Origin of the sequence: Brevibacillus sp. HB2.2 (genome assembly GCF_013284275.1) — a bacterium.
GTDB classification, from domain to species: Bacteria; Bacillota; Bacilli; order Brevibacillales; family Brevibacillaceae; genus Brevibacillus; species Brevibacillus brevis_D.
In genome coordinates this window covers 83,867-99,538 of the sequence record NZ_JABSUV010000012.1, presented here as the reverse complement: position 1 = coordinate 99,538, position 15,672 = coordinate 83,867, and the positions used below count along the sequence as shown (strand labels likewise).

At 46.3% G+C, this 15,672-nt stretch carries 15 protein-coding genes; all 15 read right to left on the bottom strand.

Translation table 11 applies throughout. The annotated features are described in order from the left end of the window. Position 1 precedes the first annotated feature (1 nt). Entirely contained in the window at positions 2 to 781 is a 780-nt protein-coding gene (locus tag HP401_RS11145) for a YmfK family protein (RefSeq protein ID WP_015891684.1), read from the bottom strand. A gap of 108 nt (positions 782 to 889) precedes the next feature. Continuing rightward, positions 890 to 1,159: a DUF3243 domain-containing protein gene (locus HP401_RS11140; protein WP_015891685.1), complete on the bottom strand. Its 270-nt coding sequence runs from the start codon at positions 1,157 to 1,159 to the stop codon at positions 890 to 892. 100 nt (positions 1,160 to 1,259) lie between these two features. After that, a complete protein-coding gene (ymfI, locus tag HP401_RS11135; RefSeq protein WP_064202402.1) occupies positions 1,260 to 1,997 on the bottom strand; it encodes an elongation factor P 5-aminopentanone reductase in 738 nt (245 codons plus the stop codon). Between the two features lie 7 nt (positions 1,998 to 2,004). Further along, a complete protein-coding gene (yfmH, locus tag HP401_RS11130; RefSeq protein WP_172140566.1) occupies positions 2,005 to 3,297 on the bottom strand; it encodes an EF-P 5-aminopentanol modification-associated protein YfmH in 1,293 nt (430 codons plus the stop codon). A 1-nt stretch (position 3,298) separates the two neighbouring features. After that, the gene (gene yfmF, locus HP401_RS11125; RefSeq protein ID WP_173605026.1) at positions 3,299 to 4,594 is read right to left on the bottom strand and encodes an EF-P 5-aminopentanol modification-associated protein YfmF; all 1,296 of its coding nucleotides are present in this window, start codon (positions 4,592 to 4,594) and stop codon (positions 3,299 to 3,301) included. A 211-nt stretch (positions 4,595 to 4,805) separates the two neighbouring features. Next, a complete protein-coding gene (locus HP401_RS11120) occupies positions 4,806 to 4,961 on the bottom strand; it encodes a CpXC domain-containing protein (RefSeq protein WP_173605025.1) in 156 nt (51 codons plus the stop codon). A 53-nt stretch (positions 4,962 to 5,014) separates the two neighbouring features. After that, positions 5,015 to 6,193: a stalk domain-containing protein gene (locus tag HP401_RS11115; protein WP_173605024.1), complete on the bottom strand. Its 1,179-nt coding sequence runs from the start codon at positions 6,191 to 6,193 to the stop codon at positions 5,015 to 5,017. Positions 6,194 to 6,318: 125 nt separating this feature from the next. Next, positions 6,319 to 7,278 (bottom strand): ABC transporter permease, encoded by a 960-nt coding sequence (locus HP401_RS11110; RefSeq protein ID WP_142496649.1) that lies wholly within the window; start codon positions 7,276 to 7,278, stop codon positions 6,319 to 6,321. Next, complete coding sequence (locus HP401_RS11105; protein WP_015891691.1) at positions 7,278 to 8,351, bottom strand: ABC transporter permease; 1,074 nt, start codon at positions 8,349 to 8,351, stop codon at positions 7,278 to 7,280. The genes HP401_RS11110 and HP401_RS11105 overlap by 1 nt, the downstream gene beginning before the upstream one ends. After that, complete coding sequence (locus HP401_RS11100; RefSeq protein ID WP_015891692.1) at positions 8,344 to 9,885, bottom strand: ABC transporter ATP-binding protein; 1,542 nt, start codon at positions 9,883 to 9,885, stop codon at positions 8,344 to 8,346. The genes HP401_RS11105 and HP401_RS11100 overlap by 8 nt, the downstream gene beginning before the upstream one ends. Positions 9,886 to 9,978: 93 nt before the next feature. Then, complete coding sequence (locus HP401_RS11095) at positions 9,979 to 11,025, bottom strand: BMP family lipoprotein (protein WP_173605023.1); 1,047 nt, start codon at positions 11,023 to 11,025, stop codon at positions 9,979 to 9,981. A gap of 57 nt (positions 11,026 to 11,082) precedes the next feature. Further along, positions 11,083 to 11,808, bottom strand: coding sequence for a GntR family transcriptional regulator (locus tag HP401_RS11090; RefSeq protein ID WP_173605022.1), 726 nt, complete (start codon positions 11,806 to 11,808; stop codon positions 11,083 to 11,085). 239 nt (positions 11,809 to 12,047) lie between these two features. Further along, the gene (locus HP401_RS11085) at positions 12,048 to 14,426 is read right to left on the bottom strand and encodes a DNA translocase FtsK (protein WP_173605021.1); all 2,379 of its coding nucleotides are present in this window, start codon (positions 14,424 to 14,426) and stop codon (positions 12,048 to 12,050) included. Positions 14,427 to 14,535: 109 nt separating this feature from the next. Continuing rightward, the gene (locus HP401_RS11080) at positions 14,536 to 14,766 is read right to left on the bottom strand and encodes a YlzJ-like family protein (RefSeq protein WP_173605020.1); all 231 of its coding nucleotides are present in this window, start codon (positions 14,764 to 14,766) and stop codon (positions 14,536 to 14,538) included. After that, positions 14,763 to 15,587 (bottom strand): ClpP family protease, encoded by an 825-nt coding sequence (locus HP401_RS11075; protein ID WP_064202409.1) that lies wholly within the window; start codon positions 15,585 to 15,587, stop codon positions 14,763 to 14,765. Before HP401_RS11075 ends, HP401_RS11080 begins: the two co-directional genes overlap by 4 nt. Positions 15,588 to 15,672 lie beyond the last annotated feature (85 nt).

Sequence of the window (15,672 nt, the reverse complement as noted above, 5' to 3'; positions counted from 1 at the left end):
CTTAATTCATTTCGAAATTATCAAAGCCGCGATTGTTGATAAGCTCATAGGTAATCTCTTCATCCGGATGATGGCGCAGCTCAATTATGTAATGGAAATCATCAAGTTGATACTCTGATTCCCTTACGAATATATCCGGATGCTCAATGATTTTTGCGGCAGGAAAGTTCATAATCTCCCGAAGCAAGGTGAAGTGCTTTTCTGTCGATCGCAGCGTTGAGACAATTCCATCTATCAAATATACATGATCAGTAGACATTTCATCAATGGCTAAGGAACTACGCACCGTCTGGCGCAACAAAGTGGAGGAAATAAATGTCCAACGTTTATTGGCGGATACGCTGGCAGCAATCATTGATTCAGTCTTCCCTACGCGAGGCATTCCACGAATCCCGATGAGCTGATGACCTTCCCTCTTCAGGATTTCTGCCATGAAATCGACCAGCAAGCCCAGCTCTTCACGAACAAAGCGAAACGTTTTTTTGTCCTCGCTATCCCGTTCAATATAGCGACCGTGGCGAACAGCCAAGCGATCCAGCATTGTCGGGGGACGTAACCTCGTTATGGTTATGTTGTCCATTTTTTGCACAACGTTGCGCAAAACCTCCATTTTCTCATCATCATCGGTCAAAAGCAGCATACCTCGGCGCATGGTATCCACACCATTGATCGTCACGATATTGATGTTCAACATCCCCAGAATAGAAGATACGTCCCCTAAGAGACCGGGACGGTTACGGGCAATCTCATACTCCATGTACCATTCTTTCTTCGCTTCCATATGCAATCCTCTCCGCCAACCAGAATTCTCTTCTTATGTAGTATATCACGTTCGTTTCATTCGACAATCGCGAAAAGAAAAATCCCCAAAAGTAGGGGATTTGAATGGCTAGCTGCCAGCGTTCGCGTCATTGCGATTCTGAACAAGCTTCACCATGAGTGTTGCCAAAGCTTGTTGCTGCTGTTGATCACCTGCGTCCCACAGTTGTTTCAACAGACGCTCCTGATCGTTTTTCGGGTCTACTTGCTCAGATAGATAGCTACCGATTTGATAAGCTACATTTTGAAGCGTTTCGCTTTCCATCCCGGCTTGTTTCGCTTGTTCTACCCGATCTCCGAGAAACGCTTTCCAGTCGCTGAAATTGTCAAGAATCGACATAGGGAAATTCCCTCCTTTTGTACGTTGCGAACAGATTTGCTGCCCACACAAAAGGTAGAATTCCATCATTTCTCGTATTTTATTCATGCATACTTCGCTTCTAGGTGTACCATCCACCGTTTGGACTAATCACTTGCCCTGTCACATAACTGGAATCCGACGAAAGCAAGAAACGCACGACTGCGGCTACCTCATACGGTTGTCCGAGACGGTTCGCAGGTATTTCTTCCGCGATCATTTCCATTTCATCCGGAGCAAAGCGCTCCATCATTCCACCAGCAATCGCTCCTGGAGCGACTGCATTTACCGTGATTCCGTTTGGTGCCATTTCCTTTGCTAAGGCTTTGGTGAACGTATTGATTGCTCCTTTGGTCATGGAGTACAGTACTTCACACGAACCGCCAGTAAGCCCCCATATGGAAGAAATATTGACGATGCGCCCATACCTTGCACGCAGCATGGCCGGAACAGCAGCTTGGCAGACCAAAAAAGCGGATCGAACATTGAGGGCAAGGAGCTCATCGAATTTCTCGACAGTCACATCCGTAAATAATCCGACATCGTCCACTGAGGCGTTGTTTACGATCAACAGTGGTGCAGCCTGCATCTGAGCAAACATCGCCGCAATTTGCTGTGGATCCCGCAGATCAGCTTGGAGGATGCCAAAGGGAACGCCCCGCTCTTGGCATTTTTGCACCAATGGCTCTAATTTTTCTTTATTTCGATTGTAATGCAGATAAAGGGGAACCCCCGCATCAATCAGGTAGGCACCAATCGCCTGCCCGATCTCTCCGGAAGCTCCCGTAATTAACGCCCATGGCGTCTCTTGCTTGAACATGAATACATTACTCCTGTGGCGAAGCGGAACGAACGATGGAAACAGCCATCTGCTCGGTTAAAAAATGCTCCTTCAAACGTTTTTCCACATCTTCGCGTGTGATCGACTCCAAGGTCGGCACTACGGAAAACAGATCGTTCCCGTTAAATTTGAAGCTGGTAAACTGGTTTGCGATAAACTCCACGGAGTTTAGAGAACGTAGGAAGTTTCCGATTTTTTTACGCTTCGCACGTTCAAAATCTTCCTGGGCTATACCAGTTTGCTTCAACTGTTCGATTTCTGCTTTGATCGTTTCCACCAAACGCTCTGGATCAGGTGTATCTCCACCGATGATCGTATACGCATAATCCTGCTCACTGCTGTAGTCAAAATCAAAGCTTTCCGTAATCAGCTCGCTGTCATACAAACGCTCATAGACAGCGGAGCTTGTGCCGAACGCGATGTCCAATACCAGTTTAGTAGTCAACTCGCGTTTTAACAAGGCCTCCTTGGTTAGACCGTTTTCCTTTTCCTTGATTCCAATCATGCATTTGGGCAGACCCACTGTTAAAAACGCTTCTACTTTCGCTTCCGCTGGCGCTGATGGCTCTTCTGGAAAAACGCGCGTGATTTGTGGCGCAGGAGGGAACTCCTTTGCTCCCTGATTTTCACGAATGAGCTTCATAATCGCTTCTGGTTCAAAGGAGCCCACGACCAACAGAAGCATATTGGCAGGATGATAAAACGTTTCATAGCACTGATACAAATTTTCTTTTGTAATATGAGAGATCGTCTCGATCGTACCCGCAATTTCAATGTTAATCGGATACTTCTGGTACATGGCCTTTAGAAGGTTCATGTACACCTTCCAGTCCGGATTGTCCTCGTACATGGTGATTTCCTGACCGATGATTCCTTTTTCCTTTTCTACACTGGCATCTGTGAAATACGGGTCCTGCACATAATCAAGCAGCAGATTCAGATTGTCATCTAACTTATCTGTGCATGAGAACAAATAAGCCGTACGATTGAAACTCGTGAACGCATTGCAGCTCGCCCCGTTTTTACTGAATTCGTGCATGACATCCCGATCTTTTTTCTCAAACATTTTGTGCTCTAGAAAATGCGCAATGCCGTCGGGAACATTGATTTCTTCCCCACTTCGGGTGCGGAAATGGCTATCAATGGAGCCGTAGCGCGTTGTGAACACAGCGTATGTTTTGCTGAAGCCCTGTTTGGGAACCAAATAGACTTGCAATCCATTTTGGAGAGCTTCATGATATACCGTTTCATTTACTTGTTCAAAATCAGTGGTCTGCATCTTATGCCTCTCCCTTCTTGTCCCGTAGCAGATAAATCGTATCGATCGTCACCTTGCTTGCTACTTTCTTGATATCCTCAATGGTCGCTTGGTTGATCCCCGCCAAAAGCTCTTCGATTTTCCGAGAACGTCCGCTAATCACACCGTTGTACGTAAATTCAATCATGCCGCGTGCGCTGTCCAATAGTTCGCGGAACTGGTTAGACAATGTCGCACGTGTCTGGCTCATTTCCTCTTCCGATATGGTTCCTTGTCGCATCAAATCAAGCTGCTGCTTAATGATCTCAACCGCACGCTGATATTTGCTTACATCAATCCCGGACATAATCATGAGAATCCCTTTGTGGCTCTCTAGCCTGGATACGGCATAGTAAGCGAGACTCTCTTTTTCACGGACATTGACAAACAACTTGGAGTGAGGAAAACCGCCTAAAATCCCGTTATATAGCAACAGGGTCGGGTAGTCCTCATCCTTATAAGTGATCTGCGTACGGCAGCCAATATTGAGCTTTGCTTGGTTGACATCGAGTCGATCGATCACTTCGCTTTCAGCAGATACGTCCTTCGCGGTCGATTCGATCTGTGGTTCTCCTACTTGGGAGCGTTCCAAGGGAATGTGCTTGCGAATAGCCTCGCTCACTTCCTGCTGCTCGACATCGCCCACCACGAACATATGGATTGGATTCGTCGTCGTTATTTCTTTAAAATATTGATACAGCTCCTGACCAGTGATCTTCGGCAAATCCGCCACACGACCTTGGACGAGAAGAGAGAATGGTTCCCCTTTACACATTTCTTCTGTCACGCGCTGGTTCGCATACTTCATTTTATCGTCGATCAAACTCTCTATCCGTTTACGAAGCGTCTCTTTTTCCTGTGCCATGTACTTTTCAGAAAAAGCGTTGTTTTGTACATATGGTCTGACGAGCATATCTCCTACGAATTCGATGGCCTTCTCCAAAAGTGAGGCTTCATTGGACAAATATTTTTCATTCGGTACTTCCATGTAAATTTGCAGGATTTGCCGTTCGCCCTTTTTCATCACATCGACATCAAAAATGGCACCGTACAGGAAATCCAAATGTGCTCGCAATAGCTTCGTTTCCGGAAAACGAGCGCTGGCACGTTTCATGACCATTGCAAGCAAAGCTGTTTTTGTTACGTGCTCCTCCGATAGCGCCTGTTCAATCATCGTCACGATCGTCGTGGTCTTGAACTTTTTGGTTGGAAGGATATGTACGTTCATCCCATTGACTTGGGAGCTTTGAAATGCAATTTCGTTTGTAGTAGCAGTCATAGTTCAATCTCCCTTCTCCATCAGCTTACTTCATATTCTTCTCTATTGTAACCAATTGTCAGGGCATCAAGCATCAGAATCTTCCATTATATATCCCAGTGCTTCATCCTATGCGCTCACGCAAGTCCCGTAATACGTAAATCACAGCGCTTCCATTGAATAAAAAAAGAGCGAACGGTGCCTTTTTATCAAAGGGCGTTCACTCTTTTCCTTACATATCCATTGCATCCCAGTCCCCGGAATCATCCGATGTGCTATGCTCTTCAACAAATCGACCGCAATCAGACGAGAGACAGAGCATGCCATCCAGTTGCTCATCGTGAAAGGGTAAGCCGTGGCTTCCCCCACAGTACGGACAAGTCCACATACGAAGGGCCTCCTTTTATTCGTGAAGGTACTCCGTAGTAGTTTGTCCCAATTTTAAAGGGGACTTTCCACTTTGTTTTGCTCCCAAACCCGCAAGTAATCATACGGATCAATTGCCTTCCCCGTGCTGTTACGATAGAGGCCAAAATGTAGGTGAGGTTCAAACATTCCCACTGTCCCCGTTCCACCGTAGCCTGTATCTCCAACAAAACCGATCAACTGCCCAGCTTTTATCGTTTTCCCAACATATAATCCTGGTGTATACGCCTGCAAATGAGCGTAATACATCCGATATTGGCCATTCTCATCCGTAACGTTTACTCTCCAGCCACCATACGTATTCCAGCCCACTTTGTTGATCGTCCCATCGGATACCGAGTAAATCGGAGTTCCTTTCGGTGCCATAATGTCGATGCCCTCGTGACTACGGACACTGCCGCTATTCGTCTCCGTCCACTCTCGATCAGATCCGAAGCTATCCCCATATGGCTCATACCAACTATTATCGTGGAAAGGAAACCGAAATTGTTTCCCAATCAATTGATCATCCGCAACTTTTGTGGCAATAGGGTGCTCAGTTCTTTGTGCCCCTTCTGGCAAAAATAAAACTTGCCCCACCAGTAACTCATCAGAAGAGAGAGGGTTATTTTTCTGAATGGCACTCATGTTCGTGTCGTGGCGAGCTGCAATTTTTGATAAGGTATCACCCTGTTGAACGACATAAGGATTCGACGAGTATTTGACACTCGTTGTCTTGTCTTCCACTGGTTTGGATTGTATGTATGCAACGGTCGTATTCTCATCCCATTGGACTTGATAACCAAATGCCTCGGAGATAAATCGGATCGGAACAAGCGTCCGCTTATTCACAATGGTTGGAGAGACATCCATCTTCAAGCGTTTTCCATCTACATACGCTGTCTGGCTACCAATCGTAAGGGATATATGCTTGCTTTTTTTGTTGAGTGATACTTTTTGAGTGGCGGCCTCGTAGCTTACTTCTGAGCCTGTTCCCTCGGCTACTACCCTTATCGGAACGAGCATTCGCCCATTTCGATGGATGGGCGCTACATCAGATTGGACACCCATTCCATCGACAACAACAGAAATAACAGGTCCTGGCTCTTTTGCAAAAACCATTCCACCGGGTATTGCTATCATCAGGCAAAAAACAAAAGCGCCTAGAATCCTGTTCCATCGATAACTGCTGTACTCACGTAGACAGCGGTTCATCTTTTTCCCTCCCCACACAATTTGCTAAAACGGATAGGACCGTTTTTGCGGACCGCAAGCAGTCACAAAAATTATCGCATAGGGGAAGTGACAGGTTCTAGACGCTAAATTTTGTCAACGAATGATTAACGCGATCCCGTATCGTAAGGTTTGCCGAGGGCAGCTGGAGCACTGGATCGTCCTACCAGACCAGCCATTACGAGAATCGTCAGTACGTACGGAAGCATGAAGATAAATTCAGTAGGAATGTAATTGGTCAATCCGAAGATTTGCACCAAAGACTTGATCGCTTGAGCGACACCAAAGAACAATGCTGCTCCCATCGCACCCATTGGATGCCATTTACCGAAGATCAAGGCCGCAATTGCGATGAAACCTTGTCCAGAAACTGTGTTATGGGAGAAGTTACTGGTTGTCGTCAAGGAAATCGTAGCTCCACCCAATGCAGCCAACAGCCCACTGATCATAACAGCCGTGTAGCGCATTCTCTTCACATTGATCCCGACTGTATCAGCCGCACGCGGATGCTCACCAACGGAACGCAAGCGCAATCCGAATGGTGTCTTAAAAATAACATACCAAGTAACGAATACAGCAATGAAAGCCAAATAGCTAGTCGGATACGCCTCAAAAACGGCATGTCCGATATAAGGAATTTCACTCAATCCAGGAATACTGAATTTGTTAAATACAGAGGTCAATGTTGTTGTTTGACCTGCTCCGTTGAAAATAATTTTGGTCAGGTAAATGGAAAGCCCCGCTGCCAAGAAGTTCAGGGCCACACCACTGACAGTCTGGTCCGCTTTAAATGTAACCGAAGCAACCGCATGCGGTAGGGCAAAAATAGCACCGGCAATCCCAGCTGCAATAAATCCGACCCACGGTGCCCAAGCTCCAAATGAATCTTGGAAAGCATAGGTCATTACGGCACCAGTAAAAGCACCGATAATCATCATACCTTCTAGCGCAATGTTCACGACACCAGAACGCTCCGAGTACAATCCACCCAATGCGGCAAAAATCAAGGCAGTGGAAAACACGATGGTATCATGAACGAGGTTGCTAAGAATTAATCCCCAATCCATCAGTTTCCACCTTCCTTTTTCTTCATCAAGATCGGCTTAACGAAAATTTTCACGATGCCATGTGCGGCAACAAAGAAAATAACAGAAGCAATCACGACGCGAATCAACTCAAACGGTACACCCGCACTAAACTGCATGCCGCTCGCACCGAATGTAAGAACCCCAAACAAGATGGCAGCAAGGATAACCCCGAACGGCGTATTTCCGCCAATCAATGCTACCGCGATTCCATCGAATCCATAGCCTGTATGCTGCGTCATAATCGCTTGATAGTGGAAAACGCCCAAAATCTCAGTAGCTCCACCAATTCCTGCAAACATACCACCAATGAACATGGCCTTTACAACATTACGATTCACGTTCATACCAGCATACTCAGAAGCATGCGGGTTCAAACCAACGGAACGCAATTCAAAACCAGACTTTGTTTTCCAAAGGATGATATAGAAGAAAATAGCTGCAAGTACAGCAATCAGTGTACCCCAGTGCAAACGAGCATTGTCAAACATTTCAGCGAGCCATCCAATGGTAATGATCGCAGAATCCTTTACCTCTTCAGATGTTTGCTTGCCCGCTGGAATAAAGAAAGCATTCATGATCCAGTTTGCAAAGTACAGCGCTACCCAGTTCAACATGATGCTGGTAATAACCTCATTGACACCTCGTGCTGCTTTCAAATAACCAGCAATGGCACCCCACAAACCGCCTGCTAAAGCACCTGCAAGGATAGCAAGTGGAGCATGAATGATAGCTGGAAGGTCAAAAGAAACACCTACGACAGTAGAAGCAATCATCCCTACGATAAATTGACCTTCTGCCCCGATGTTAAAAAGACCGGTACGGAAAGCAAAAGCTACAGCCAAACCTGTAAAGATCAAAGGGGTAATTTGGCGAATCGTTTCACCAAAGTTATACGCGCTTCCAAATACTTTTTTAATCAAAGCCGTATAGGCAGCGATTGGATCAAATCCACCTGCCAGCATTGCGATTGCTCCGGTCAAAAGACCAAGAATGATCGCAACGGCAGGAACGAGAAACGATTCTTTCGTGAAGACCGCAATAACTTTATTCATCGTTTCCCCCTCCTTGCATTACTTTTCCGCCGGACATCATCAAGCCGAGCTCTTGCTCCGTTGTTGATTTTGCATCGACAATCCCCACAATAGCTCCCTCATAAATAACCGCAATCCGGTCGGACACATTGATAACCTCATCCAGCTCCAAGGAAAGCAAGAGGACCGCTTTTCCTTGATCGCGTTGATCAATTAGCCTACGATGAATAAATTCGATAGCCCCTACGTCCAAGCCACGAGTAGGTTGAGCCGCAATCAGCAAATCCGGGTTCTTGTCCACTTCGCGGGCAATAATCGCCTTCTGTTGGTTTCCTCCCGAAAGCGCTCGTGCTGGCGTGTAAATACTCGGAGTCCGAACGTCGAATTCTTCGATAAGCTTAGCCGCATGCTTGTCAATAGCGCCATAATCAAGAAAACCGTTTTTGCAAAACGTTGGATGGAAGTACGTTTCCAATACCATATTTTCACTCATGGTGAAATCAAGAACCAATCCTCGTTTATGTCGGTCTTCAGGAATGTGCGACAATCCTGATTCTGAGATGTTGCGTGGATTTTGATTCGTAATTTCTTTGCCATTAAGAAGGACACGCCCACTTGTTGCCTTACGCAAGCCAGTTAATACTTCAATCAGTTCACTTTGGCCATTGCCGTCGACTCCGGCAATTCCGAGGATTTCTCCAGCGCGAACCTCTAGGCTGAGATTGTTCAGCGCATTCACACCACGGTTACCCATTGCAGTCACATTCTCTACGGCCAAGATGGTTTCTTTTGGTTTTGCTTCCGTTTTATCGACGCGGAAGTTCACTTCACGACCAACCATTTTCGCAGCCAAGTCGTCCGGATTCGTATTTTTTACCAATACGGAGTCAATAACCTTTCCTCGACGAATAATCGTAACCGCGTCACATACAGCCATAATTTCTTTCAGCTTGTGTGTGATCAGGATAATCGTCTTACCTTCTTTTACCAAGTTATGCATGATCTCGATAAGTTCATGGATTTCCTGCGGCGTCAATACAGCCGTAGGCTCATCAAAAATCAAGATGTCGGCACCGCGATAAAGCGTTTTCAAAATCTCTACACGCTGCTGCATCCCAACTGAGATATCCTGAATTTTTGCTCTCGGATCAACTTTGAGCCCGTATTGATTCGACAGTTTTTCTACCGCTTTCTCAGCGCTTTGAATATCTATCTTCAACCCGTTTTTCGGTTCATTTCCTAGCACAATGTTTTCCGTGACTGTAAATGTTTCTACGAGCATAAAATGTTGGTGAACCATTCCGATACCAAGTTCGTTTGCAATCCTTGGACTTGTGATCTGTACAACTTTCTCGTTAATCAGAATTTCGCCTTCATCCGGCTGATATAGACCAAACAAGATATTCATGAGTGTGGACTTGCCCGCGCCATTCTCTCCGAGCAGCGCATGAATTTCACCTTTACCTACAGACAGTGTAATACTGTCATTCGCAACAATGCCTGGGAACCGTTTTGTGATCCCTCTCATTTCAACCACTTTTTTTACCGAGTTCATGCATGCTCACCCCATTTTTCGGGTCTAGTGTGAAGGTAAAGGACAAGGCCAGTAGCTCAAACCAGCCTTGTCCATTTGCAGCTTCCTTGGTTTTTACTTATCAGGAACTGTGATTTCGCCTTTAACGATTTTTTGCTTGTATTCTTCAACCAGCTTCAGTACGTCTTCAGGAACATTCTTCGTAGAAGTGTCAGCCAGACCTACACCGTTTTCAGCCAGTCCGAGCCATTGTACTCCGCCTTTGAATTTACCCTCAGAAAGCTCTTTTGATACACGAATAACTGCTTCGTCAACACGTTTTACCATGGAAGTCAATGTAACTTCGTCGCCGAAAGTCAGGGATTGGTCTTTGTCAACACCGATTACCCATACGTTCTCGCCTTTAGCTTTACGGTCTTTTGCTTCGTTGAACACACCGTCACCTGTACCGCCGGAAGCGTGGAAGATGATGTCCACACCTTGACCGTACATGGAGGAAGCAGTAGATTTGCCCATGTCTGGTTTGTCAAAAGCACCCGTGTAAACTTTCACTACTTGAATGCTTGGATCTACAGCTTTTACGCCCGCTTCGAAACCAAGGTCAAAACGCTTGATTACCGGGATGTCAACGCCACCCACGAATCCAACCTTTTTCGTTTTGGTCATCTTCGCTGCAACTACCCCAGCAAGGAAGGAGCCTTCATGCTCTTTAAAGAGTACAGATGCTACGTTAGGAGCATCTACTTCAGCGTCGATAATCGCCAATTTTGCGTTTTTGTTTTCTTCTGCTACTTTTTTCAGGTGGTCACCCATCAAGAAGCCGATACCCCAAGTCAGATCCCAACCGTCTTTTACGAATTGAGTCAGGTTTGGTACATAGTCAGCATCTGATTTTGATTGCAGATAGTTTACGTTTTCTTTCGGGAGATTCATTTCGGTTTGGAGTTTTTGCAGCCCTTCCCAAGCACTCTGGTTAAAGGAGTTGTCGTTTACACCGCCAACGTCTGTAACCATACCTACTTTGATAGCATTAGCGGCTGGAGCGCCTCCATTGCTACCAGTTTGGCCTTGAGGCTGTGCTTCTTGTTTGCTTCCGCAGCCAGCAAGAACGAGCGACAGGCTGAGTGTTGCCACAGAAAGCACGGATAGAACTTTCTTCATCTGAGATTACCCCCTGTTTTTAGTTGATGAAATTGTTGAGTGAGGTTGCCCCCACTGTTACAACCGTCTCCGTACGACATGAAAGTGAATTTTGTCAGCTCTGAAGTAATTATGGGAGTATAGCACTGGCTTTTCACTTTCGTCGTAATGAATCTGTTTGAGCAAGAGCATGGGAGCAGATTTATCACAATGCAGCAGGTTGGAAACCTTTTCATTGTAGCCCACGGGTTCAATATCTGCTACAGCGTATGCGATCCTTACTCCTGTTACGCTCTCCAGCCATTTGAAGATAGACTCTCCACTTGCCGCATAGCCCTCAGGCACCAGATGTGCAGGAATGCGGTCCACACAATAAACCACAGGCTCACCGTCAGCCGTTCGAATTCGCTCTACTATGAGAACGCCTTCACCCGGATTTAAGGCCAGCCGCTTCCTCTCTTCTTCAGCAGATTCGCCAAAGGATGTTTTCAGGATCAAGGTTCCTGCCGTATATCCTTGACGCTCGATTGCATCCGTCACACTAAAGAGTTCCCCAATCCCACCTGAAAAAACAGGCTTTGAATTAATAAAGGTACCTACACCGTGTCTACGAATGACAATCTTCTCTTCCTCAAGAAGTCGGAGTGCCTCGCGAAGCGTCGCCCTGCTTACACCAAGCTGTTTGGATAGTTCGGCTTCAGAAGGGAGGCGTTCACCAGGATGAAGAAGTCCGGTTTCGATATCACTCTTGATCTTGTCCATTACCAAGAGAAACAGTGATCGAACATTCCCTTTGATGCTCATCATCATTCACTCCTGCTGTCCGCAAGCCATCCCAACAGGTAGGACGTCAGACCTCTGATTCGTATGAGACTTAATAACAACAATTTCCGTCAATCTCTTAGAAATTTTACATGAGGGGCGGGTATCATGCAAGCCAAATATTTATGAATAATAATGCAAAATGATTAATTTCAACAGGGATTTTTCTACTAAAATAGGAAAAAAGACCCTGCCAGTACAAATGTTGGCAAGGTCTCTCTTTATGAAATATTACTTTCTATGGACGGGCGTGGAAGACGAACCTCACGAGGCTTGCTTCCCTCATAAGGACCGACTACTCCTTGGGCTTCCATCATATCAATCAATCGTGCCGCCCGCGTATAACCGACACGGAGACGACGCTGCAACAAGGATGCCGATGCCGTTTGGGCTTCTGAAACGATTTGGACGGCTTGATCGTACAGTTCATCATCCACAACTGGCTGTTGCTCCTCCTGCACGTCACCCGGGATCATCTCTTCATTGTAGCGAACCTCTTGCTGTTCTTTTACAAAACGAACGACCTCTTCTACTTCCTTGTCAGATACAAAAGCTCCTTGAACACGGGTCGGCTTGGATGCCCCCATCGGCAGTGATAGCATGTCCCCTCTACCGAGAAGCTTTTCTGCTCCTCCCATATCGAGAATCGTTCTAGAGTCAGCCATGGAAGATACGCCAAAGGCAATGCGGGATGGAATATTTGCCTTGATCACACCCGTAATGACATCTACGGAAGGACGCTGGGTCGCGATGATGAGATGAATTCCGGAAGCACGAGCCATTTGCGCGAGTCGACAAATCGCATCCTCCACTTCTCCCGGAGCTACCATCATCAAGTCCGCAAGCTCATCGACGATAACGACGATATAGGGAAGTGGGGTGCCTTCCACTTGTGCATTGTACATTTCAATATTTCGGCTACCTGTTTTGGCAAACAAATTATAGCGCCGTTCCATCTCTGCCACGACTTTTTTCAATGCAACAGAAGCCCTTCTCGGGTCAGTCACAACTGGAGCCAACAAATGCGGAATTCCGTTGTACACATTCAGTTCCACCATTTTCGGGTCAACCATCATCAGCTTGACTTCTTCTGGTTTGGCCTTGAACAAAATACTCATGATTAATCCGTTAATACAGACTGATTTACCGCTTCCAGTCGCACCCGCTACGAGCAAATGGGGCATTTTGGTCAAATCGGCTACAATCGGCTCTCCGGAAATATCCCGGCCAAGAGCAACGGTAAGCTTCCCTGCTGCATCTTGATACTCGGGAGCTTCCAACACTTCTCGTAGTGATACGACCGCTACCTCCGAGTTCGGAACCTCGATACCGATGGCTGATTTCCCTGGAATTGGTGCCTCAATGCGGATATCTTTTGCTGCCAATGCCAATGCAAGATCATCCGTCAAGCTGACAATCCTGCTTACTTTTACCCCTGTAGCAGGCTGAACTTCGTAACGTGTAACAGCCGGTCCTCGATGTACCTCGGAAACAGTTGCATTGACGCCAAAGCTCTTCAGTGTCTGCACTAATTTTGCCGCATTTGAAGTATGATCGACGTCTTTACCTGTCGCACTCGCTTTGGGCCTTGCGAGCATTTGCAGACTTGGCAGCTCATACGGTATGGTATTTTTTTCTTCTCCGGTATCTATTGTACCGAAGATTTCTGCTTCTCCTTCAAGTGCAAACGTAATTTCCTGATTCGGTTTCGGTTGTGCAGCTCTCGCTTGATGACCAGGATTACTCGGTTCTTCATCCTCTTCCAGCGCAATGCGATCCGTAAAATCACGAATTAATGGGGCATTCAGTTGCTGGACTGCTTCCTCCTGATTAGCAGGCTGTGAATGAGGTTTTTGCTCTTTCAACGCCGTGACAGCAATGGCCTCGTTCTCTTCCGCCGATTGCTTTTGCTTGCGAGTCTCTTCGGCTTCCTTAGCTTCTTTCTTTCTCTTCTCGCTCTCTTCCTGCAAAAGCTGTACAGAGTCCTTCACTGTATGCTTGGCCTTTCCGTAAAACAAAGCGAGCTTGTCCTTGGCAAACATCAAAATGTTTACATAAGAAAGATTGAACAGAAACATCAGTCCCACGAGGAAAAGAAACACAATCACCAGACCAGTACCAATTGTTCCAACAAGACCATTTGTCACCGCAAAAAACAGAGCACCGATCATTCCTCCACCTACCCCGGTGGTGGACACTTTCTGACCATGATCCAGCCAAATCCTGTCCCATGTAACCTTAATAATGCTTTGCTCTGCAAATTTTCCATCTGCGGTAATTTGTTTGTACAAAATCATGTGATCCCAGGTCAAAATCGCCACACCAATGAGCGCTATCCCTAAGACGCGGTAAGTAAGCTTCGGTGACTTTCTCGTAAACATCATATGTATGGCCATACCGATCAGCAGAACAGGAATGATAAAATCCCATGAGCCCGCAATAAACCGAAATAGAAGTGCCAGTACATTTTTGCCCAGCCATCCACTCTCCAATAGCCCGATCAAGGACAGCACAATGATGAGAAGTCCCAGCAGCTCTATTTTGACAACTGAGGCCAATGCCGCTTGTGAACGCTCTTTTTTTCTCCTACTCAATGGCATGCCTCCTCCTCGTTATGTACCTAATGGAAAAAAGGCAGCCGTCGCGTGTTCGGCTGCTGTTCGTACTTCTCTAGTATAACACAGGAAATTCATAGAAATACAGGACTTCTTAGGCGAGCCACTCAGGTTGAAACTGAATTTTTTGTCCGGGTGCGTATTGCTCCTTCAGGTAGTCTTGCGGATCTGGACTAATCAGCCTGACGATTTTTCCTTCAAACGGTCCGGTTTGCTCAATGAGCATCGTGGCATGACCCATCGTTATCTCTTTTAGCTCTTGCTTCTCCACTTGCTCCATGTTCTCAAAAACCGTTTCCATCGGAATGATGGAGTATAAGATCATTGGAGTACACTCTCCTCGCCTTTTTGCGCTTTGATCAGTTCGTTCAGTTTTTTCAGCGCGCTACCAAGACCGCCAACTTCATCTATCAATCCATATTTCACCGCATCTACGCCAATCACATTGGTTCCAATATCTCGTGTCAATTCACCTGTTCGGGTCATTAGCTCACGGAACTTTTCTTCTGAAACTTTGGAGTGACGGGCAATAAAGCTTACTACACGATCCTGCATTTTGTCCAAGTACTCAAACGTTTGGGGCACACCAATGACAAGACCAGTCAAACGGATCGGGTGAATCGTCATCGTGGCTGTTTCTGCAATAAACGAGTACGAACCAGCAACGGCAATTGGAACACCAATGCTATGGCCACCGCCGAGTACAAGTGTGACTACCGGTTTGGACAAGGATGCTACCATCTCCGCAATTGCCAAGCCCGCTTCTACGTCCCCGCCAACTGTGTTCAAAATAACGAGAACGCCCTCTATTTTATTGTTTTGTTCTGCCGCAACCAATTGAGGAATGAGGTGCTCGTATTTGGTCGTCTTATTTTGTGGGGGCAACTGAATATGCCCTTCTACTTGTCCGATGATGGTCATACAATAAATATTGCTTTCGAGTTGTGGGACGTTTGTCTGACCCAGTTGCGTAATCGAATCGAGCAGTTTTTTCTTCGGATCTTCTTGCCCAGGTGCTTCTGATGGCGGCGAGGCAGCAGGCTCCTGATCATCAGTTGGTGATTGTGGCTGGGATTCCTTACTCGTTACCGCTGTGCTTGCAAACGGCGGCTTATTTAAAAAATCGCTAAATTGTTGATTCGACATGGATGATCCTCCCTCACTTTCCTCTGTAGTATGGATAAGGGGAGGAAAAATCATGCGCCCACAAAGGCAAAAAAAGCCAGAAACC